This window comes from Metabacillus niabensis, from assembly GCF_020524345.1.
GTDB classification, from domain to species: domain Bacteria; phylum Bacillota; class Bacilli; order Bacillales; family Bacillaceae; genus Metabacillus; species Metabacillus niabensis_B.
Genome location: NZ_JAIVLH010000033.1, coordinates 1 through 21,324, shown reverse-complemented (window position 1 = coordinate 21,324; position 21,324 = coordinate 1). Strand labels below are relative to the sequence as shown.

At 33.2% G+C, this 21,324-nt stretch carries 22 protein-coding genes, 2 pseudogenes and 1 other annotated feature; of the genes and pseudogenes, 23 read left to right on the top strand and 1 reads right to left on the bottom strand.

Annotated elements, in window-relative coordinates; all coding sequences use genetic code 11:
• The first annotated feature begins 119 nt into the window (after positions 1–119).
• The 5 genes and pseudogenes from LC095_RS24740 (at position 120) to LC095_RS24725 (ending at position 2,894) form a co-directional block, all read left to right on the top strand.
• A pseudogene (locus LC095_RS24740) lies at positions 120–577 on the top strand (GNAT family N-acetyltransferase).
• 31 nt (positions 578–608) lie between these two features.
• Positions 609–923, top strand: coding sequence for a hypothetical protein (locus LC095_RS27200; RefSeq protein WP_319005853.1), 315 nt, complete (start codon positions 609–611; stop codon positions 921–923).
• Positions 872–1,408: a protein phosphatase 2C domain-containing protein gene (locus LC095_RS24735; protein WP_319005856.1), complete on the top strand. Its 537-nt coding sequence runs from the start codon at positions 872–874 to the stop codon at positions 1,406–1,408. The genes LC095_RS27200 and LC095_RS24735 overlap by 52 nt, the downstream gene beginning before the upstream one ends.
• Before the next feature lie 332 nt (positions 1,409–1,740).
• Entirely contained in the window at positions 1,741–2,373 is a 633-nt protein-coding gene (locus tag LC095_RS24730; RefSeq protein ID WP_226530619.1) for a type 1 glutamine amidotransferase family protein, read from the top strand.
• A gap of 263 nt (positions 2,374–2,636) precedes the next feature.
• Complete coding sequence (locus tag LC095_RS24725) at positions 2,637–2,894, top strand: hypothetical protein (protein WP_226530618.1); 258 nt, start codon at positions 2,637–2,639, stop codon at positions 2,892–2,894.
• 6 nt (positions 2,895–2,900) lie between these two features.
• On the opposite strand, the gene LC095_RS24720 is transcribed toward LC095_RS24725, so the two are convergent.
• Positions 2,901–3,383: a DUF3888 domain-containing protein gene (locus tag LC095_RS24720; protein WP_226530617.1), complete on the bottom strand. Its 483-nt coding sequence runs from the start codon at positions 3,381–3,383 to the stop codon at positions 2,901–2,903.
• 179 nt (positions 3,384–3,562) lie between these two features.
• Between LC095_RS24720 and LC095_RS27195 the strand changes: the two genes are divergently transcribed.
• The 18 genes and pseudogenes from LC095_RS27195 (at position 3,563) to LC095_RS24635 (ending at position 21,228) form a co-directional block, all read left to right on the top strand.
• Entirely contained in the window at positions 3,563–3,829 is a 267-nt protein-coding gene (locus tag LC095_RS27195) for a hypothetical protein (protein ID WP_319005852.1), read from the top strand.
• 330 nt (positions 3,830–4,159) lie between these two features.
• Positions 4,160–4,513, top strand: coding sequence for a hypothetical protein (locus LC095_RS24710; RefSeq protein WP_226530616.1), 354 nt, complete (start codon positions 4,160–4,162; stop codon positions 4,511–4,513).
• 183 nt (positions 4,514–4,696) lie between these two features.
• Complete coding sequence (locus LC095_RS24705) at positions 4,697–5,554, top strand: PhzF family phenazine biosynthesis protein (protein ID WP_226530615.1); 858 nt, start codon at positions 4,697–4,699, stop codon at positions 5,552–5,554.
• Between the two features lie 1,175 nt (positions 5,555–6,729).
• Positions 6,730–7,305, top strand: a complete 576-nt coding sequence (locus LC095_RS24700; RefSeq protein WP_226530614.1) for a TetR/AcrR family transcriptional regulator — start codon at positions 6,730–6,732, stop codon at positions 7,303–7,305.
• Between the two features lie 158 nt (positions 7,306–7,463).
• Entirely contained in the window at positions 7,464–8,210 is a 747-nt protein-coding gene (locus tag LC095_RS24695; RefSeq protein ID WP_226530613.1) for an SDR family NAD(P)-dependent oxidoreductase, read from the top strand.
• A 10-nt stretch (positions 8,211–8,220) separates the two neighbouring features.
• Positions 8,221–8,574 carry a hypothetical protein gene (locus LC095_RS27190; RefSeq protein ID WP_319005855.1) on the top strand — a complete coding sequence of 118 codons (354 nt, stop codon included), beginning with the start codon at positions 8,221–8,223 and terminating at the stop codon, positions 8,572–8,574.
• Between the two features lie 81 nt (positions 8,575–8,655).
• Positions 8,656–8,823, top strand: a complete 168-nt coding sequence (locus LC095_RS27185; protein WP_319005851.1) for a hypothetical protein — start codon at positions 8,656–8,658, stop codon at positions 8,821–8,823.
• A 119-nt stretch (positions 8,824–8,942) separates the two neighbouring features.
• Positions 8,943–9,125: pseudogene (locus LC095_RS24685) on the top strand (NADP-dependent oxidoreductase); the annotation flags it as partial.
• A gap of 4 nt (positions 9,126–9,129) precedes the next feature.
• Entirely contained in the window at positions 9,130–9,696 is a 567-nt protein-coding gene (locus LC095_RS24680; RefSeq protein ID WP_226530645.1) for an alpha/beta fold hydrolase, read from the top strand.
• 691 nt (positions 9,697–10,387) lie between these two features.
• Entirely contained in the window at positions 10,388–10,837 is a 450-nt protein-coding gene (locus LC095_RS24675; RefSeq protein WP_226530612.1) for a hypothetical protein, read from the top strand.
• 617 nt (positions 10,838–11,454) lie between these two features.
• Positions 11,455–11,652 carry a hypothetical protein gene (locus LC095_RS24670; RefSeq protein WP_226530611.1) on the top strand — a complete coding sequence of 66 codons (198 nt, stop codon included), beginning with the start codon at positions 11,455–11,457 and terminating at the stop codon, positions 11,650–11,652.
• 521 nt (positions 11,653–12,173) lie between these two features.
• On the top strand, positions 12,174–13,208 hold the full coding sequence (locus LC095_RS24665; protein ID WP_226530610.1) for an ABC transporter permease: 1,035 nt from the start codon (positions 12,174–12,176) through the stop codon (positions 13,206–13,208).
• 1 nt (position 13,209) lies between these two features.
• On the top strand, positions 13,210–13,890 hold the full coding sequence (locus LC095_RS24660; RefSeq protein ID WP_226530609.1) for an ABC transporter ATP-binding protein: 681 nt from the start codon (positions 13,210–13,212) through the stop codon (positions 13,888–13,890).
• Positions 13,891–14,087: 197 nt separating this feature from the next.
• Entirely contained in the window at positions 14,088–14,768 is a 681-nt protein-coding gene (locus LC095_RS24655) for a response regulator transcription factor (RefSeq protein WP_226530608.1), read from the top strand.
• Entirely contained in the window at positions 14,765–16,144 is a 1,380-nt protein-coding gene (locus LC095_RS24650) for a sensor histidine kinase (RefSeq protein ID WP_226530607.1), read from the top strand. Before LC095_RS24655 ends, LC095_RS24650 begins: the two co-directional genes overlap by 4 nt.
• Positions 16,145–16,518: 374 nt before the next feature.
• On the top strand, positions 16,519–18,228 hold the full coding sequence (locus LC095_RS24645; protein WP_319005850.1) for a methyl-accepting chemotaxis protein: 1,710 nt from the start codon (positions 16,519–16,521) through the stop codon (positions 18,226–18,228).
• 330 nt (positions 18,229–18,558) lie between these two features.
• Positions 18,559–18,806: a binding site (T-box leader), on the top strand.
• Between the two features lie 53 nt (positions 18,807–18,859).
• Positions 18,860–20,428: a 2-isopropylmalate synthase gene (locus LC095_RS24640; RefSeq protein WP_226530606.1), complete on the top strand. Its 1,569-nt coding sequence runs from the start codon at positions 18,860–18,862 to the stop codon at positions 20,426–20,428.
• A gap of 335 nt (positions 20,429–20,763) precedes the next feature.
• Positions 20,764–21,228, top strand: coding sequence for a DinB family protein (locus LC095_RS24635; protein WP_226530605.1), 465 nt, complete (start codon positions 20,764–20,766; stop codon positions 21,226–21,228).
• Positions 21,229–21,324 lie beyond the last annotated feature (96 nt).

The window sequence follows — 21,324 nt, the reverse complement described above, 5'->3', positions numbered from 1 at the left end:
TTTGAAAATTTACTCTAAGTAACGATCTGGGATAGGTCAATTAATAATTAATAAAAACAGAGGAGATAACTTTTAACTGTAGTATTTATTAATATTAAATAAGGGGGGAGGGACTTGATATGTATGAATATTTCAATGGTTTAGTAATTAGGGAAGGCACTGAAGGGGTTCTAGCTGAATATGTTGAAGCACTTCTTGAAGATGCTGAGTGGTAAGAAATAGTCCCGATTGGCAGAAAGAAAAGTTTTCTTTAATGTTTAAAAATTTAATTTGGGCATTTACTGTTTGGGACAATAACAAGATGATTGGTATGGTTAGGGTAATTTCTGATCAAATAACGACTGCTGACATATTAGGTCTGGTAGTTTTATCAGATTATCGTGGCAAAGGTATAGGCAAAAAACTTGTTGAGATATGTGTTCAAAAACTCCCTCACGGTGATTGGTTCGCACATACATCTGCTAATAATTTCAAATTCTATGAAAAGTGTGGTTTTGAAATAAAGGATTTATCTACAAACGGTACCTGTGCATATTATGGATACATACAAGCACGAATAGAGGGGCAAAGGAAGTAATATTGTATATTGGGAGAGGTAAGTATTTATCATGAATGATTATAGATGGATAGGAAGCCAAAAACATTATGTAGATGAAGTTCATATAGAAACGTTGCTCAATAATTTTGTAATAGGTCATTTTGGTGGTAATTCTTCAACTGGGCAATATAAGAATGAAGATGGTTGTTTAATTTGGATTAATCAAGAAGAGGAATGGGAGTTTGTCATTATTCTTGATGCTCATGACACATCACAAAGTGCAGAATTAGTTCTTACAACCTTTGAAAAAGAAAGAGACTCAGTGCAACAAATATTAAGGAGCAGACGGGAGAAGCTTTCGACAAGATTGCTACCTTTATTTTAGATATTTTCAAGGGTGAAAGCTTTCGAGAAGCTTGTAAGAAGGTCCAAGGAGAAACTGCTTGCCTTTTTGTTATTAGGAAAGACAAATTTCTTTGGTGGTTGTCGATAGGAGATTGTATTCTTTATTTGTTTCATCCTGAACTTAAAGCGCTAGGAGAATTTCAACAGAATCATAGAAGTTTTTATGAATGGGTAGGTCAAAATAATACATTTGATTTAGTAGTACCTTGTTATAGCTCAGGGAGAAAAGAATTACGAAAAGGAGAAAATCATATTTTCTTAACAACCGATGGGCTAATTGAGTGTCCAAATACTAATTTTTACAATTCAGTTGAAGTTTTTAATACCTTCAATGGATTATCGAATCTAGATGGTGTTAAGAGATTATTAGAAGTAATTGAGAAAAATAATGTACGCGATAGTACAACAATAATTTCATGGAAAGTAACTACTAAAGATTCGGCAACGCTACCTAGCGATATTTAGACGATAACTAGATACTTTGTGGAGTTATTTATGTAAATAATGATCTTCAACACTCTAAGCGCCATTCTTGAATAAGGTTGTCGCTCTTTTTCATTTAAAAGGCCATATTGACGAACAATACCTGTCTGCTTAATTGGATATATATGTTAAAATTTAAGTAAGCTTGTGAAATTATGTACTTAAAGTAACTGACAGGTTAGTTGAATAAGAAATAGACTTTTGGTTAAATATGGTATACAATTATCCGTAAGAGAACATATGTTCCTTTGGGTGGGATTGCTTTTGATGTGTAAAAAAATAAACTATAAAATTTATGATTGGAGTGTTATTGGATGCAGACAAAAAAAGTTTTTCTATATGTATTTAATACAATGTCGGACTGGGAATATGGATATTTAATTGCTGAACTAAACTCAGGAAGATATTTCAAAAAAGATATAGTACCTTTAAAAGTAATTACAGTAGGAGCTAATAAAGAAATGATTACTACTATGGGAGGACTGAGCATAAAACCAGATATTTCCCTTGATGAATGTACTCTTGAGAGTAAAGATCTTTTAATTTTACCAGGAGGGACTACTTGGAATGAAGAAATTCATCAACCTATCTTGGAAAGAATTGGACAAGCTTTAAAGCTTGGTACCATTGTTGCTGCAATTTGTGGTGCAATTGAGGCCCTTGCGAATATGGGATACTTAGATACTAGAAAGCATACAAGTAATAATTTAGAATACACTAAAATGGTATGTCCTAACTATAAAGGAGAAAAGTTCTATGAGGTGGGATCTGCGGTATCTGATTTGAATTTAGTTACTGCATCAGGAATAGCTCCTCTGGAATTTGCGGTGGAAGTACTGAAAAAATTAGATGTATTTGCACCAGATACATTAGATTCTTGGTATGGCCTAAATAAGACTCATAAACCTGAATACTTCTTCCAGTTAATGAACTCAATGAATAAATGAGTTCGAATATCAAATGGCATTTTTATTTTTTAAAAATAATCTCCATAATTTGTACGATGTCAAAGTATAATTTTTACACTTAATTAAAGTTTTTAGATAAATTAACAGAGGTTGTTGATAATTTATAATTGTAAACTATCGGGGGTGTTGATCCAAGCAGGATGAATGCCCTTTTTTTGTTGAACTCCTTATTGTAGTAACGAAGCAGTATAGTTTAATAAATAAGTTTGGGTATTTATGGTAAAATTTATTGGAGGGATTTTTTGAAAGGAGTTAAACCAATGTTAAGAATTATTGAATGGATTGGTTATATAATCTGTTTAGGTTCCGTACTGGCAAACGGTTTAATACGTCATAATGGCAACCATAATACCCTTTGGGATAGAGTTACGTTTTTTTCAGTTTTCGTAGGTGCAATCATCACCATAGTTGCATTCTTGTTTAGAAAATATGGTGGTCACAACATTTCGGCACGGATTTTTAGAAAAAGGCCTCAAAACGGAACCAAAGTAAAAAAATGAATCTTTTTAATTCGTTGGTTTCCTGTGTTTATAGTCAATTAGTTTAATTGCAGGAAATTCTTTAATATCATCACGAGCAAAAATAAATGAATTAATACCAAAAGTTAAAGTATCTGTACCGAATATTTTATGGTTGTTCATATCTCCGTTATGAACATTAACAGTAAATTTAATAATAAATGAATACTCACTAGCTTTTTCTTGATTCTCAGGTTGGGAGATTTCAACCACATTATAATTATCTTCCCAATTAAAAGAAATACCAGTCGCAGATTCATCGTTGTAGTAATGTTGAGTCGAATTTACAATAAAAGGTAGAAATAGTTCAATCGTAAAATTTTTAAAGTATTGTTCTTGTGTTACATTTTGAGTCACATTATATAGGTCCTCGGCATAACCTTTCCGATGGTACTCCTCAGCATTAACAAAATAAGTTGAATTGAAAAAAATAATAAATAGTAAAGCAAGTGATTTTGTGAATTTTTCCATAATTCACCTCCCAATTATATAATTTGTATAAAAAATGAAATTATTCATATGTTTATTTAACTGTATTGCTTCGACAGCCTTTTCTATTGATGAAAGCGGAAGGATAGTTTGGTAGTAGGTAATTACTGTTTTAAAATCGAAATATACATATGGAATTAATAAAGCTGGGGAGTGACAATATGAGTGAGGATTGGAAAAAAGACTGTTTTGGAGCTATAGAACGTGGAGAAAATCCAATGGTTATTGCAAAAATGAAAAGTGGTTATGCAGTTATCGGGGATACTCAGTTTTTGCCTGGATACTGTGTTTTACTTGCATATCCAAAGGTTAATACACTTAATGATTTAACAATTGAACAACGAAGCGATTATTTAGTAGATATGAGTCTGATAGGTGATGCAATTCAATCTGTATGTAAACCAAGAGGCTTAAATTATTCGATGTAAGGAAATTCAGATGATTTTTTACACGCACATATTTTTCCTCGCTATGAGTGGGAACCAGAAGATAAGAAATCTTATCCAGTCTGGCAGTATGGGGACTTATGGCATTGGGCAGAGCTGCAATACAGTGAGGATAAACACGGAAAGATACGAAAGAAAATAACAGGAAAATTAATTGAAATAATGAAGGAGAAATATGGTGAATAGTCTTTCTCTCTTTTCTAACGGGTGTAATATTTAACTGTAATAGTGGAAGTTTTGCTTCTTGCACTAACGGTGCAGGTTAGCTTATAAAATTCGAAATGAATTAATTTATGAAAAAAGAGGTTTTATATGGGAACTAATACGGTAAATATAGAACAAATAACTGAGGCTTTGTTAAGATCTTGGTCTTTAGAGTCAAGTTCAAAATGGAGTAAGGTCAATCCTGCCAAGGGACAATGTGGTGTGACCACATTAGTAGTAAATGATATATTGGGTGGGGAAATACGGAAGACCAAACTGGCTGATGGATGGCATTTTTATAATTTTATTAATAACAAACGATACGATTTAACAGCTTCTCAATTTAAAGAGGACATTATATATAGTGATTTTCTTTCCAATCGAGAAGAAGCATTTGCCGATACTAATAAGCAACAGTATGACTACTTAAAACAAAACGTATTAGAGTTCTTATTCAACTAACGGGGTCTTTAGTCGAATAACGATCTTCAACAATCAAGCGCCGTTCTTGAATAAGGATGTCGCACTTTTTCATTTAAAAGGCCAGATTGTAGAGGAATTATTGCAAAAATGTCGTAAAACTGAAATGATTATAGTTAAGCAAAAGATACATTTTTTTATATTCTACACGAGGGAGAAATAATATTGTTATATTATGTAATTGATGCTTTTACAGAAACAAAATTTGGCGGGAATCCAGCAGGTGTAGTAATTCATGAAAATTTAGATGAAGAGTTTATGCAGAAATTTTCTGCAGAAGTTCGCTTTTCAGAAACAGCATTTATAAAAAAAATAGACAGGAAAAAGTTTGAAATAAAGTTTTTTACACCAACTTCACAAGTTGAACTATGTGGACATGCTACCATTGCTTCCTTTAAAGCCTTATTGGACAGTCAGGCTATTGAAGATAACAGTACATATGTTATGAAAACACTCGCTGGTACACTCTCCGTTGAGGTGAATCAATCATTTATTATGATGGAGCAAGCCAAACCTAAGTTAGGGAAAAAATTTGATGATTATGATTATTTGTCTGACCTTTTTAAAATAGATAAAAGCCAAATAGGGAGTGCAAATTTCAATCTAGTACCTCAAGCTGCAAGCACTGGTCTTTGGGATTTAATGCTTCCAATAAAAACACAGGATGCTTTGTATGCTTTAAATCCTGATTTTAAAGCACTTGCTGAATATACAAAGAACAATACAGTGGGAGGTGTCCATGCATTTACGCTTGACACAAAAGAAGGAATAGCAGAGAGTAGAAACTTTTGCCCACTCTATGGTATTGATGAGGAAGCCGCAACAGGTACTTCAAATGGGGCATTAACATATTACCTTTTTAATAACCACGTATTAAATAAATATAATCAAGAGTACTCTTTTCTTCAAGGGTATAGTATGGGAAGACCTTCTACTATCATTACAAAATTAATAAATAAAAATAATCCAAGAGTTATTGTAGGTGGGAAAGGAATTATATTAACAAAAGGTAAGTTATACTAAGCATCATATTTATACACCAAGTAAAAGAATCCAGATCTTCAACAAACAAACCGCATTTCTGTAGCAAGAGATGCGTTCTTCTTTATGAATTGGGCAGAATTTCGAGCAACGACTCTAAAACAATTAGTAGTGTGTATTTTACATATGGGCGCGTTGCCTGCCTTGTATAGTGCGACAGCATCCACGATAAAGGGGGGAGAATATATCGCTCCTGATCGCAAAGACGGCAAAAAGGGCTATCCAACGAGCGCGACGCGATCATTGAAAGATTGTAAGACTCTAACATATCAAACAAGTTGTGGAGCGTTTCTGAGGCCTTAACAGGAATATCCTTCAAATTTGACAGATAGTTTTTGATTCAGCGTGAAAGGTGTGCTTGGCAAAATTATTTCAGAGCGTCTCGGCCATGCAAGTATCATTACAATTATGAACGTCTTTAATCTGTCTTACAAAAAAACTACAGAGAGAGGCTGTCTCATAAGTGAACTGCACCCCGTCAAGTAGAAAGTACAAAAAATAAAAGATCCGCTAAGCGGCCTTGGTCCTGAATTACATCGGACTAAGGCCGTTTAATTTGGCCTGTAGTTGTGGACTTTCGCGGAAGCATTCGTCCGATCGATGAAGCGGTGTACGTTATGTACTATCAGCACGTTCACCACGGCATTGAGCATGAAGTAGGTGCGGGTCGGATCACATTACCAAGGCGTTTAAACTTCTGGAAGGAGAAAGAGGATGGCAACGATAAGTTATTTCTCAATGAGCTGGAGCAGCACTTGGTCAGCAATTTCTGTACTTTTAACAATCAAAATGATAAAAAACAAATTAATTCTTTACCAATCGTTCTCAAAATGATAATATAGTTTTGTAAGGTTATTAGCTAATTTTTGTCATAATGAGAATGATCGTTCTAAAAACATTACTTAGCACTTTCTCAAGCTTACAGAAATAGATTAAAAAATCCCTTTAAGGAGGTGGAGTAGTTAACACATATGGTTAATACAAACAAATGGTGAAATTGTTAGTAACTCTTATTGCTAATCTTTACTGCTCATTCTTAAAATGATATCATTGGCGAGGGATGAGAAAGTCAATATTCTTACTTTGTTGATTGATGATTATTTTTGAAGCATTAAGATTTTCTGATTACTCTAAGATTACTCAAAGGAAATGATAGTATGGCTAGAAATAAGGAATTTGATGAAAATGAAGTATTACGAAAAGCTATGGAACTTTTTTGGATACAAGGCTATGAAAAAACCTCCATGCAGGATTTAGTAAAGTATATGGGTGTCCATCGTCGTAGTTTATATGATACGTTTGGTGACAAGCATACTTTGTTTATAAAAGCATTGGATCATTATAATGAGAAAATACGAACTAGAATAGAGAATGAAGTAACCCAGCTAAATTCGGTAAAGGATGCTATTAGGAAATTATTTGAAATGATAATTGTCAGAGATATACAACAACCTATTGGATGTTTGACCGTAAATACGGCAGTTGAGTTGTCATTACATGATGAACAAGCAGCAGAAAAGGTAATGGAGAGCTTTTCTAAGACTGAATTATTGCTAAATAATCTAGTACTAAGAGGTCAAAAATCAGGAGAAATATCTAAACATCATGATGCAAAAAAAACATCGGAATTTCTTCACAATTCCTTAGTAGGACTACGGGTCATGACCAAAACAACTGATGACATAGAAAAATTAAATAATATTATTGATATAACACTCTCGGTACTAGATTAATTTTTTTACTCTTTTGAGAATGATCGTTCCCGATAAGGCGATGATTAATCTAGCTGGACGTCACTTGTTGTTCATCCAAAGTTTACCTTGATATCTATTTAATAAACAGATAATGAAAAAATAATAATTTAAATTACTTTAATTTAAGGAGAGATAATATGAAATACACAGTTATAACAGGAGCAAGCTCAGGTATAGGGTATGAGACAGCATTAGCATTTGCTGCTCGGGGAAAAAATTTAATTTTAGTTGCTAGAAGATTAGATAAATTAGAAGAACTAAAAAACGAAATTCATAATATAAATCCTGAATTAGATGTTCTCCCTTGCAGAGTTGACTTGTCTGTCACAGAGCAGGCATATAACCTGTATAACAAATTAAAAGGGTATGAAATTGAGACTTGGATTAATAATGCCGGTCTTGGTGAATCTTCTTCTGTGACTGATCAGAATTTAGAGAAAATAGAATCCATGTTACGTCTTAATATAGAGTCATTGGCAATCCTTTCTACACTATTTGTGCGAGATTATTCTAATGTAGAGGGAACTCAATTAATTAACGTATCGTCTGCACTTGGATATGCAACATATATTGGAGGTATTACCTATTCTGCATCTAAATATTTTGTCAGTGCATTTACAGAAGGGCTTGCAAAAGAACTAGAGCTCAAAAGTGCAAAAATGAAGGCGAAAGTTTTAGCACCAGCAGTGACAGAAACAGAATTTGAGAAAACTGCACAGGATGTAGATGAATTTGATTACAAAAACTTTATGCCAAAGTATCACACAGCTAAGCAAATGGCAGGTTTTATGATGGAACTTTATGACAACGATAAAGTCGTAGGAATTGTAGATGAAAGCTACAATTTCAATTTACGAGATCAAATTTATCCAATAATAGGATAAGTTTTAAACAATCTTTAACCTCTTCTATGCACGAGCAGCAGTAGAAGCTGGTGCTGATGGGGTTGAAATCCACGGAGCGAATGGTTACCTTATTCAACAGTTCTTAAGTGAAAATGCTAATCAACGTCAGGATGCGTACGGTGGAACGATTGAAAATCGCTCAAGATTTGCCATTGAGATAGCAAAAGCAGTTGTTAATGAGATTGGACCAGAACGAACGGGCATACGCTTCTCTCCTCAAGGAACACTAAACGGAATAGAAGAGGGAGAAACAAGTAGTGAAATGTACCTTTATTTAGTCAGTGAGTTAGATAAGCTCAACCTTGCATATCTCCACATCATGCACTTCGGAAATGAATCATGATTACAAGAGATCCGTCAACTTTGGTCGCAAGCACTTCTTGTTAACCGAGCAGGACGTACTTTAGACCCACTTACGGTAGATTTGGATAATGAACTTGCGGACGTTATAACTGTAGGGACTTGGATGATAGCCAACCCAGATTTTGTCGAGCGATTAAAATTGGAAGCTCCATTAAATACACCTGATAAAAATACCATTTATACAGGAGGAGCTGAAGGGTATACAGATTATCCTTTCTTAAAAGAATAAAACAGGCAAGGGTAAAAAAGTAGCAAGTCTAGATTACCAATTACCAATGAATTAATATAAACGAATGATAAAAACCATCAATGTAAGAGTTGGTGGTTTTTTAAAAGGAGTTTAAGAATATAAAAGCTGCTCAAATACAAAAATACTCGAAAAACATAGAAGCACAGATTGTTGATATCCCTATACCGAGTATTAAAGATAATGAAGTACTAGTAAAGGTAAAGGTTGCTGCAATAAATCCACTTGAAATATTAAATATTAAAGGGAGTGTAAAATTAATACAAGACTATGATATGCCCCTTGTATATTAAACGATTAGGATTGTTAAAGGTTGATTTGATCGCTTTGTCAATGGGAGGAATGATTGCTCAAGAATTGATCTTAAAGGAACCAAGCTTAGTTAGAAAGCTGGTACTAGTTGGTACAGGACCTCGAGGAGGAACAGGTATTTCCAATGTCTCGCATATTACTAATCTTGATCTTGTCCGTGCAACTTTGACCTTCAAAGACGTGAAGACCTATCTGTTTTTTCCTAACACAGAGAATGGTAAGAAAAAAGCTAAAGAATTTCTTATTCAAATAAAAAAAAAGAAAAACCATAGAGATAAACCAATCAGTTTAATAGCGTATAGAAAGCAATTAAATGCAATCAATAAATGGGGAAAAGAGAAGCCATCGGATCTATCCAAAATCGTTCAACCAACACTAATAATAAATGGAGATCATGATCGCATGGTTCCAACAGAAAATTCATATGACTTGGCAAATAGAATCCCCAATAGTAAATTGAAAATATTCGAGCATGCAGGACATGGGTCCTTATTTCAATATCCAAAAGAGTTTGTCGAAATTGTACTAACATTCTTAAGGTGATAAGTTTTATATCGAGTAGATTTTCAAATTCCGCTATTTAATCGAGTCAGAACGATAGACAACAAGTCTAAAAAACATGCAACCCAATGATGTTGTAGGGGTAACTTTGGTTTGAACCAAGCATCTCCAATCATCCCGGTATAATATCTATTAGCACATCTGAAAATGAGTAGTTAAAACGCCTTAACCCCATGAAAGTAATGGGTTTGAGGCGTTTTTTATTGATAGAAGGTCTAAGGATAAGTGTTATTAACACGTCTAAAAGAAGAGAAGTACCGGATTCTATTCACATCTCTATCTACATCAATCGCGCCAGATTGGAGAAAACCCTTTTATTACACAGTAGACTTTTTACTATGCAGCAAGGATCTTCATTTTTAGCCGACTTTGTGAATCATTACAATTAAATGCTAATGGGGCTTATATTCTAGAGGAATAACTAACAAAACAAAGTCATTTGCTGCACAGTACAAATATACTATTAAGTAGAATATTGATCTTCCACAATCAAAGCGACATTCTTGAACAAGAATGTGTGCTTTTTAGTATTTAAAGCCCCAATTTGAAAGACTCACTTATAAAAACGGTAATCAAGTTAAGGGAAATTTCTTTTAGAAGTTACAATATGTCAATTAAAGAAGGAACTTCCTAATAATTAGGAGAAAGGTTTAGGATATAAATTATTTAAAAGATGATTAAATTGGGTAAAGTTCTAAAAATTAAGGCTTTTAAATTCCCTGATATTCCACACTATGAATGGGAAGGAGTAATACTTCACCAAACCTCTGACTATTTACTTCACATTTGTAAACCAGGCCGTAAACTGATTCATCATAGCAAAAATAAGGTTTTTACTTTCAACAATACCTCAATAGAATTTTTTTCATTGAAAGAATGGTACACTGCTGCTATGGAAATTGAAAAGGAAGAGGTTGTTTCTGTTTACTGTAATATCGCAAAACCATACGTTTTTAATAACCAAGAAATCTGTTTTATTGATTTGGATTACGTTAAGGAAAAAACAAAGAATGGAAAGGAGTTGATGAGGAGGAATGTATACAGAAGAGCTTATAGTTGGAGCTATAAATGCACTCGAAAAGTTAAAAGAAGAAGTAAGAAAAGGAAATTTCCCTTTCAATAATCAATTTACTTTCAACTTGAAAACTTAACTAGTCAATGGTATTTTCTAAGCAGTTTAATTCAATAACGATCTTCCGCAAAATAAGCGCTATTCTTGAACAAGGAAAAGTGCTTATTTATGGTTTGGAAAATATTGAATTGACGGAAAAAGCGACATAGTCAGTTTTATGTAAAATCCAAAAAGTATATAGAAAACACCAATTATACAAACAAGCATAAACATTCCACTCCATGTAAAATGGGGTATTTCAATCTTATTCAGATCTGTATTTTATCCTAAAGACTTTGTCATACCATTTTTGATATCCATAAATTAAAGGAATATGGATGACTATTATTAGAAAAAGTCCAAAGTTATTCATACTTTCCATCTGGTATAGTCCGATCCTTTCAAAGATATAGGGACTAATAATGAAAGCTTGTATAGCATCTGCAACTATATTAGCTCCAAAAAATAGCCATGGATTTGGGTAAAAAAAGTAAAACATTAAAATAGTTGTTACAGGAAGAAGTCCATAATTGAATGAAGAAACATCTGTTAGAAAAAAGATATTATTTGTTATAGACCACCAGTTAAATTCTTTAGCAACTTGAAAAAAAATTGAAGTTATTAGAACAATGAAAAAAGAAACTGATAAAAATCTTCGTACACGCAATGGGTTTAAGGGAATTATTAAAAACCATGGTGCGATGAATAAAAACCAACTCATAAATGTAGCCATACTCGTTCACTCCGATGTTCGCATTGAGAAAAATTTAATTTTGAGGATGTACAAAAAGGAACAAGGCTCTGGAGCATCAGTAGGTGAAGAATAACCACTATCCCTTTACCTCATAAGATAGATTATCCATTCCATATGCAAGTTATACAATTAGAAAGTATAGCTAGTACTTCGCAGTTCAAGGATGTTGGTCACTAATTCTTGATATTATTACGTACCAATCTTCAGCAATCGAGTGCCAGTCTTGAATAAGGCTGTCGCTCTTTTTCAATTAAAGGACCAATTAATGGAGTAAGAATATCAAGAATAATTGAATACTTATGGTAAAGATAGTATGTGTTTATGAAACGTTGTACTTCAACTCAATGCGACTGAACAAATAATATCGATAGATTGTAAACTTTAAAATAGAAGCAGCTACAAATAGCCCGTCAACATAGTCTGGCTTAGTAAATCCAGTAAGGTTGTTTAACAATATTACCATTAATGTCCCAAGACCCATACATTAATGATAACTTCCACCTGAACTTTTTTTAAATGTAATTTCTTGTTCATCTTCTGTTCATATACCGATTATAAACTTAGGATGTAAATAAGATAATGGAGGAATGAATAATGAACCTTGCGTGGAAAGAAATGAAGAAAAATAAAGTGAGATTTTTACTATTAGGCTCCATTGTATTTCTAGTTAGTTTACTAACTTTTATTATATCTGGTTTAGCAAATGGATTATCACAAGACAATGCTGCATTAATAAAAAATTTACCAGATGGACAATTTTACATGAGTGAGAATGCAGACGAAAACTATAACCTATCGAGAATAGTAAGTAGTATTCAAGAAAAATTGTTGAGTGAACAGACAGACGCTACAGCACTATCTATTCAAATGGGTTTTTTAAATGATAAGGATGATAAACAACAAAGCGTTGCTTTTGTTACTTCAACACAAACAACAATGTTTCCAGATGTTCAAGATGGGGAGATCATATTGGATAGCTCCATGAAGGGTAAAGGGATTAAAGTTGGAGATATTTTAACAAACAATCAAATGAGTGAGGAGTTTATTGTAAAAGATTTTGTTGAACAAGAGAAGTTTAGCCATGCACCTGTCGCTTTTATTAATATAAAGAATTACAAAGAAATGTTTAGAGTAGATGAAATGCAATTAATCTTCATACCCGGAGAGGACTCTTCTCAAGAATTTACAGGCTTACAATCCTTTTCAAATAAAGCTTTTTTAAATACCATTTCAAGTTATAGCGCTGAACAGATGTCTTTAAATATGATTGTTTGGTTTTTGGTTGTCATAAGTGGAATGTTGTTTGCGATCTTTTTCTACATGATGAACGTTCAAAAGATTGGTTTGTACGGTATTTTAAAAGCAATTGGTGTAAAAACTAGTAAATTATTTAAAATGATATGGATCCAAATGATTCTTATTACAGTAACTTCACTTGCTTTTTCTATTGCACTTAGTCAAGTCTTTAATATGGTTGCTCCTGAAGGAATGCCTTTTACTTTAACCATGGTAACAACCGCACAATTATCTCTAGTATTCCTAGTTATTGGATTTGTTGGAGCTACACTCTCAGGAATACAAATTAAGAAGGTTGAACCACTACAAGCAATACAACAAGGAGAGATATAATATGTCAATATTTACAATTGATAAAGTTAGGAAGACGTTTACGAATGGGGAAGTTGAGGAAGAAATCTTGAAGGGAATTAACCTTTCTCTTAGAGAAGGGGAATTAACAGCATTAGTAGGTGCGTCAGGTTCAGGTAAAAGTACACTTCTTACAATCGCTGCAGGGCTTCAAACATCATCACATGGAGAAGTACTATTCGAAGGAAAAAATATGGCTACCATGAGTTCAGAGCAAATTCGGAAAATACGAGCAAGTAAATTTGGATTTGTATTCCAATTTTCTCATCTAGTGCCTTTTCTCACCGTAGAAGAACAACTATTGCTCATGCTGGATGTTTCTGAATTGAAATTAAAGAAACAGGAACAAAAAAGAGAAGTGAATAGAATTCTGCAATTAGTTGGGATGGAACATCGGAAGTATGCTAATCCATCTTCTTTATCAGGTGGGGAGAAACAGAGAGTAGCCATTGCTCGTGCAATTATTCACCAGCCTAAAGTTCTCTTCGCAGACGAACCAACCGCTAGTTTAGATTCTAAACGATCTAAAGATGTTATGTTATTAATAAGAGAATTAACGAAAACATTAAATATAACTACTTTAATGGTTACGCACGATGAAGAAATGCTCTCTTATGCAGACAATATCATTAAAATGAGTGATGGACGAATTGTGCAAAGATAGAGTAAATTCTTTTAATAATGATAGAAAAAGTATGATTGAAGTAGCCCTTACATGGAAACCAAGGGCTATTTTTTGAATTCTAGGTATTTAAGTATTAGGAAACTGATACTTTTCGACTGAGGTTTCTTTGCTTTTTAATTGTGTTTATAATGCAAGTAAACAAACATAGTCATTTTTAATAGTAGGAGCAAACATTTATGACAAACATTCTAATCGTTGATGATGATAGCAATATTCTAAACCTAGTAAATATCCATTTATCCGAACAAGGCTACAAGGTTTTTCAAGCCAAAGACGGTATAGAAGCATTGAAACTTCTTCAGCAAGAAAGTTTTCATTTAGCTGTAGTTGATGTAATGATGCCGTTTTTGGATGGTTATGAGCTCACAAAGGAAATAAGGAAAAATTATGATATTCCTGTTATTCTTCTAACGGCAAAGGATCAGATTGAGGACAAAGAACAAGGATTTCAAGCTGGTACCGATGACTATCTAGTGAAGCCATTTGAACCGAAAGAATTAAGTTTTCGAATAAAAGCTTTGTTACGGCGTTATGAGAAAGATTCCGACGAAGACATTTTGCGGATGGGAGGTACAATTATAAATAAAAAAAGTTATGAGGTTCAAATCGGGAATCGAACGATGATTTTACCACTAAAAGAGTTTGAGCTTTTGTATTTTCTTCTGTCACATCCAATGCGAGTTTTTTCCAGAAATCATCTTATTGAACAGATTTGGGGTATAGATTATGAAGGCGATGAGCGAACGGTAGATGTTCACATAAAACGCTTAAGAGAACGTTTCTCCAAATTGACGGATGATTTTCATATTAAAACAGTGCGGGGAGTTGGTTATTTACTGGAGGGAAACCGTAAATGAGGTCCCTTTATCTGAAATTTGTTGTGATCACCATTGGCATTATGCTTGTTAGTAGTATGTTAGCCTTTTTAGTTTCCAATGTCTATTATCAACATAAAATAAAACCCCTTAACGATCAAAAGAATACAGTAATCGCTCAAGATATTGCTTCGTTTATAGAAGAAAATCGAGGTGTAGACCTTCAACATTATTTAGAAAATATTTCATCCATCGGATATCAAATCTATTTAGTAGACTCTTCCGGAAATGAATATCATTTTGGTGCACCTTTCCGAGATAAAAGTCTTCCTGTGTTAACAAAGGAATATGTGTTAAAGGGTAATATTTATCATGGGATGCTTCAGTTTCCAACAAGTACGTTTGTCACTGGTTTTTTCGCAAATGAACTAAAAAATACAATTGGTGTCCAAATGGAATATAAAGGACAAAACTATGGCCTTTTTATTAGGCCAGATATCAATCTACTATTTAATGAAATGCACTATTTATTTAGTTGGATCCTTATTATATCTATCACACTGAGCATTGTTATGGTTTTGTTTAGTACAAAGTATTTGGTAAAACCAATATCAAATTTAACAAAAGCGACTCAAGCTCTAGCAATGGGTCAGTTTAATGTGGATTTAAAAGTAACTCGACATGATGAATTGGGAGAACTTACAGATAGTTTTTTAAAAATGTCTAAGCAACTAGAGCAAATGGATGATGTTAGGAAGGAATTTATCTCTAATATATCTCATGATATCCAATCGCCCCTTTCGAATATTAAAGGGTATACGAACTTATTAGAAAACGATTCTATCTGCCATGAGGAAAGAAGTAAATACATTTCGATCATTAACGGTGAAATTGCGAGACTTTCCATTTTAACCAAACAATTATTATTACTAGCCTCTTTAGATCGAAATGAGGATATTTTAGAGAAAAAAACCTTTAACTTGGGTAATCAAATTAAGGAATTGGTTCATCATTACCAGTGGGCAATCAATGAAAAAGGAATTATGCTAAGTTACTCTTTACCAGATATAGAGTTGAATGGGGATCCATCCTTACTTAATACGGTTTGGGATAATCTTTTATCAAACGCCATTAAATATAATAAACCGAGCGGTAGTATCGATATATCCTTAGAAGATAAAGGGAAATTTGTCTCTATTACTTTTGAAGATACAGGAATAGGTATGAAAGAGACGGAACTCAACAGGATATTTGACCGCTTTTATCGTGCAGATCTAGCGCGTACAAGAACTGTTGAGGGGACAGGTTTGGGTTTATCCATTGTGGGAACGATTGTTAAACTGCATGGGGGTCAAATTATTGTGAATAGTAAAGAAGCCATAGGTTCTACTTTTATAGTAGAAATACCTGTTAGGTAGAAAGTTTTCTTTGTCAAGTTAATTATCCTTATATGAAAATCGAGTGCTTATCTTGAATATAGGTAAGTGCTTTTACATGTTAGGACCAGATTGGAGAAGACCATTTAGAATGAAATTATAAAGAGTTACAAATTTATCACACTAACTTATTAAACAAATATACATACTCTCTAAAATCAATGGAAGAAAATGTGACGAAGATCGATACATATGCCTATCACCTTCTGTTAAACTGTAAGAAAATCAGAATCTTATATGTAATTGATAGGTATTGTATACTATGTCTGTGTTGTGTGTGTTGGCTGATTTTTATTAAATCTAAAAGGTTTTCAAGTATTTATAGTAAATTGGAACTTTAGAATACTTATGTTTTTATGAATGAAAGGATAAAAATAAAAATGAAAAAAATTAAAACTAAACTTTTACTAACTTACCTTCTTTTTGTAGTGATGCTTATATTACTAGGTGCTTATTCTATTTTTTCAGTTTCGCATATAAATAAGAACGGACAGGAAATGTATAAGAATAGGTTAGTTCCGGTAATCGATTTGACACATATAGTCGAAAAATCCGGGAACATACGATTACAGATGGTACAAGCACTTCTTCGTAAAGACAGTTCTATGGCAGAAACAGCATTAACAGATCTAGAGGAGATTGATGTATTTATAGATAGGTATGAAAAAAATTATCTTGATGAAAAAGAAAGGAAAGTTTTTGAGGATTTTAAATTAAATTGGGAAACTTTTAACTCGAGAGTAAAGAATAATGTATCTCTAATGCAAGCAAGTGATTTTGAAAAAGCAGATAATGGAATTAGGTTAGGAAGAGAGGAATACAACTCTGCATATGCTGACTTACAACAACTGCTAGAAATTAATCAGAACTTAGCAGAAGAATTAATAAAAGAAAATAATGAAGCGTATAAAAGTATTCTCACAACATTAATCATAAGTTTAGTGATTGTATTAATGATTGCAATGACTATTTCAAATGCTGTCGGAAATAGGATAGTAAACTCAATAAAATTGGTTGTTAATAGAGTCTCTAGAATTGCTGAAGGTGATTTAACAGGGAATACTCTTTCTGTAAAAACAAAAGATGAAATTTCTCATTTAACTAAGGGTATAAACATAATGCAACAAAACTTATATACGCTTGTTGAACAGACTTCCCAAACAAGTGAACATGTTAGTGCTTCAGCCGAAGAACTGAGTGCTAGTGTAGAGCAAAGTACTGAAGCAACAGAGCAACTGGCAACTCTATCACAGGATAATTCTGAAGGGGCAGATAGGCAACTTCAGAATATTAACGAAGTATCTGGTTCCATTCAACAATTTTCAGCATCAATTCAACAAATAGCATCTAGTAGTAGCGATATGTTAAGTATGTCAAAAAAAGCTAATGATTCAACTCTAAACGGTTCTAAAACCGTTAGAAATATTGTTCAGCAAATGACAGTAATTTCTGAAATCGTAAGTGAATTATCTACCTTGATTAGTAATTTAGACCAAAAATCTAAAGAAATAGAAAATATAACGAACATCATCAAAAATATTTCTGATCAAACCAATCTATTAGCATTGAATGCTGCTATTGAAGCTGCAAGAGCAGGGGAACATGGTAAAGGATTTGCAGTAGTTGCAGATGAAGTGAGAAAATTAGCTGAGGAATCGAAGCAATCAGCATCGTTAATCACAGAAACATTGAATGAAATCCAAGCAGAAACAAATAATGCCGTGTCATACATGAAGAATGGAACAGAAAAAGTCAATCAAGGTATTATTCTTTCAAAAGACGTAAACGATGCGTTTGAAGATATTCAACAATTAATTTCCTTAGTATCATCAAGAATTCAGGAGGTATCGGTTTCAATCCAAGAAATGGCTACTGTAAGCGAGCATATAGTTAATAATTCTGAACAGGTAAAGAATGTTGCTGAAACAAGTGTTTTATCGAATCAGGAGAGTGCAGCGGCAACGGAAGAGCAATTAGCAACAATGGAGGAAATTTCTTCATCTGCACAAGCATTATCTTCATTAGCAGAAAATTTAAGAGCAATGACTGCCAAATTTAAAATATAATAATAGTATTACGGTTTGAAGACCTTACCATCTTAATAATCTTCAATATTCAGTGCTCATACATAAAAATGGTAAAGATGAAGGATGAATTTATGAATGTTTAAATAGAAATTGCTCAGATTCATAAGGATCAGACGAATTACTGAATTGGTTATTGAAACAAAGGATGTTTTTAAAAATGGAAATGCCCTTTTATTTGTCCAATTCATAAAATTATGAAAGACAACCTTTTGTAATAGTTTTTGAAAAATGAAACAAGTTAAATATTTCGGAAAATTACAACTTGACAGCTTAAATTTAATGATTTATTATTACCAATAATTAAATAATAAATAAGCAAAGATTGGAAATAGTAGAAGGTTTATAAACTCCTTCAGAGAGCCGATGGTTGGTGAGAATCGGTAGTTATACCCTTTGAACTCATCCAAGAGCTACTCTCTGAACCATATAAGTAGGAGATGTCGGATTTCTTCCGTTATTATAAAGATAGGTGGTGATCGCCGCCGAAAATGAGTGGGTTACTTTTGTATTTTATTAACCAATTAGAGTGGTACCGCGAGCAATGCCTCGTCTCTATATTTTTATATAGAGGCGGGGCTTTTTATATTTTATTTAAAAAGGAGTGTGTCACATGTCAAGAAAAATTTGGGTATTTGATACAACATTAAGAGATGGAGAACAAGTTCCTGGTGCAAAATTGAATGTATATGAAAAATTGGAAGTCGCCAAGCAATTAAAGAAACTCAAAGTTGATATGATTGAGGCTGGATTCCCATCTTCATCAACAGGTGATTTTAACGCTGTTAAAGAAATTGCTAAAAGGATAGGAAATACAGAGGATGTGATCATTACGGCGTTAGCAAGAGCAGTAAAATCCGATATTGATGCTGTATATAACAGTGTGAAATATGCAAAAAATCCACTAATCCATATTGTATTAGGTACTTCGGATATTCATGTGGAAAAGAAATTTGGAAAATCGAAAAATCAAATATTAGAAATTGGAGTGGATGCTGTGAAGTATGCGAAAACACTCCTACCAGATGTGCAATATTCAACTGAGGATGCGTCAAGAGCTGATTTCGAATATTTATGGCAAACTATAGAAGCTGTCGTAAAAGCAGGAGCTACAATTATTAATATACCTGATACAGTTGGTTTTGCTGAGCCTCAAGAGTTCGGTGAATTAATAAATAAGATAAATGATCGCTTGAAGAATTTGAATGACAAAGTGCTTCTAAGTGTTCATTGCCACAATGACTTAGGAATGGCTACAGCTAATACATTGGCAGCAATTAAAAATGGTGCAGAAAAAGTAGAATGTACAATGAATGGAATTGGAGAACGTGCAGGAAATGCTTCTTTAGAGGAAGTAGTTATGGCAGTTCATACACGTTCCGAGATATATCAAGCATTTACGAATATTAATACAAAGGAAATTATGAATACGTCGAGGATGGTAAGTGGATTCATGGGACTTGATGTACAAGTAAACAAAGCAATTACAGGGGAAAATGCTTTTGCACATTCTTCAGGTATTCACCAGGATGGATTAATTAAATCAAGAAATACTTATGAAATAATTGATCCCGTCACTGTTGGTCTTGATGATATGGAGCTTGTTCTAACAGCACGTTCTGGACGCCATGCGGTAAAAACTGCTTTTGAAGAATTGGGCATGAATCAATTTTCAAATTCAGAGTTCGAGAAAATCTTTGTAGACTTTCTTGAATTAGCAGATGTAAAAAAAGAGGTATATAATCATGATCTATATGTGTTGGTTGAAAATTTTCACAAAAAAGAAAAGGGGAATAATCATGACGTCAGCCATTACAGTAACAATTTTTATGAGTTAATAGATCTGCAAGTGATCAGTAATACAAAATTTCCTTCTGCTAGTGTGGAATTAAAGAAGGCTGATCAAACTATTAAGGGAACTGCGATAGGATCTGGTCCAATTGATGCTTTATATTCTGCAATTATGAATGTATGTAATTTAGATATGAAGTTGGTTCAATACGATATAAGAAGTGTTTCAAGGGGAAAAGAAGCACTAGGAAAAGTGAAAATTCAAGTTGAATTCAAAGGGGAAATATATACTGCTAAAGCATCAGATACTGACATCTTAAAAGCAAGTGCATATGCGTATATTAATGCAATAAATAGTATTGTTGTCGATCATTTACTTCCAGTTAAATAAAAACCCAATATGATTTGATAAAGCTATTATTTGAAAAGTTGGAAGCTTATCAATGAGGGAAGTGCAAATATCGTTCAAAAAAAACTTAATCTAGGATTTTAAAACGAATTAGTTATGTTGCCAGAAAGTACATGTACTGGACAAGAAGCTACAAGTACACTCAGTTAGAAGGGAGAACAAAATTTTGGAACAGCATTGGTATATTGATGGTGTGGTTAAATACCATCGAACCATTGCGACTTTAATTAATAGTGCTTTTCAACATCGAGCGCAGTTTCTAAAGAATCGATGTTACTTCAAGTACTAATGTGTATTATTGAATAAGGAGAGAATTCATGAATTGCAGTAGTGTTTTTTATCAGATTGAATTAGCAGTAAATACAATAGTTCAGATTATTGGAAATTTAGAAGAAGATGATTTACAAAATAGACCTAACCCAAAGAAACGTTCAATTGGGGAGTTATTAGAGCATTTAGCAGTAATTTTTGAGGCTGATTGGCGTATTTCCAATGAAGCATCAGAAGAAGAAATGAAAAGTTATTATGCAGGAGTATCATATAACACCTTGGATTCGATAAAAGAAGGCCTAATTACAAATTTTTATACATTGAAAAATAATTATATGAAATTGTCTAATGACGAACTCATCTCTGAAACTACTTCATATTGGGGAGTTACCTACACAAGATATGAGTGGTTATTAGAGATTTTAGCACACGTTTATCACCATAGGGGACAATTGCACTCAATGCTTGTTTACTGTTGTGATAAAGACCTTGAATCGGCTACACTAAACTAGACAGGAAAATTAAGGTCAAGTAGACTACAGATATTATACTCGAGGAGAATCTACGATGACTAAAAGAGAACGTCGAACATTTAATGCAGAATTTAA

Bases quoted from the DNA above. Each gene is read 5' to 3' on its own strand.
- LC095_RS24675 (WP_226530612.1), top strand. From the start codon at position 10,388: ATGATTAAATTGGGTAAAGTTCTAAAAATTAAGGCTTTTAAATTCCCT.
- LC095_RS24645 (WP_319005850.1), top strand. From the start codon at position 16,519: ATGAATGAAAGGATAAAAATAAAAATGAAAAAAATTAAAACTAAACTT.
- LC095_RS24710 (WP_226530616.1), top strand. From the start codon at position 4,160: ATGGGAACTAATACGGTAAATATAGAACAAATAACTGAGGCTTTGTTA.
- LC095_RS24700 (WP_226530614.1), top strand. From the start codon at position 6,730: ATGGCTAGAAATAAGGAATTTGATGAAAATGAAGTATTACGAAAAGCT.
- LC095_RS24655 (WP_226530608.1), top strand. From the start codon at position 14,088: ATGACAAACATTCTAATCGTTGATGATGATAGCAATATTCTAAACCTA.
- LC095_RS24635 (WP_226530605.1), top strand. From the start codon at position 20,764: ATGAATTGCAGTAGTGTTTTTTATCAGATTGAATTAGCAGTAAATACA.
- LC095_RS24650 (WP_226530607.1), top strand. From the start codon at position 14,765: ATGAGGTCCCTTTATCTGAAATTTGTTGTGATCACCATTGGCATTATG.
- LC095_RS27200 (WP_319005853.1), top strand. From the start codon at position 609: ATGAATGATTATAGATGGATAGGAAGCCAAAAACATTATGTAGATGAA.
- LC095_RS24670 (WP_226530611.1), top strand. From the start codon at position 11,455: ATGAAAAAAGAAACTGATAAAAATCTTCGTACACGCAATGGGTTTAAG.
- LC095_RS24720 (WP_226530617.1), bottom strand. From the start codon at position 3,383: ATGGAAAAATTCACAAAATCACTTGCTTTACTATTTATTATTTTTTTC.
- LC095_RS24695 (WP_226530613.1), top strand. From the start codon at position 7,464: ATGAAATACACAGTTATAACAGGAGCAAGCTCAGGTATAGGGTATGAG.
- LC095_RS24640 (WP_226530606.1), top strand. From the start codon at position 18,860: ATGTCAAGAAAAATTTGGGTATTTGATACAACATTAAGAGATGGAGAA.
- LC095_RS24660 (WP_226530609.1), top strand. From the start codon at position 13,210: ATGTCAATATTTACAATTGATAAAGTTAGGAAGACGTTTACGAATGGG.
- LC095_RS24665 (WP_226530610.1), top strand. From the start codon at position 12,174: ATGAACCTTGCGTGGAAAGAAATGAAGAAAAATAAAGTGAGATTTTTA.
- LC095_RS24730 (WP_226530619.1), top strand. From the start codon at position 1,741: ATGCAGACAAAAAAAGTTTTTCTATATGTATTTAATACAATGTCGGAC.
- LC095_RS27195 (WP_319005852.1), top strand. From the start codon at position 3,563: ATGAGTGAGGATTGGAAAAAAGACTGTTTTGGAGCTATAGAACGTGGA.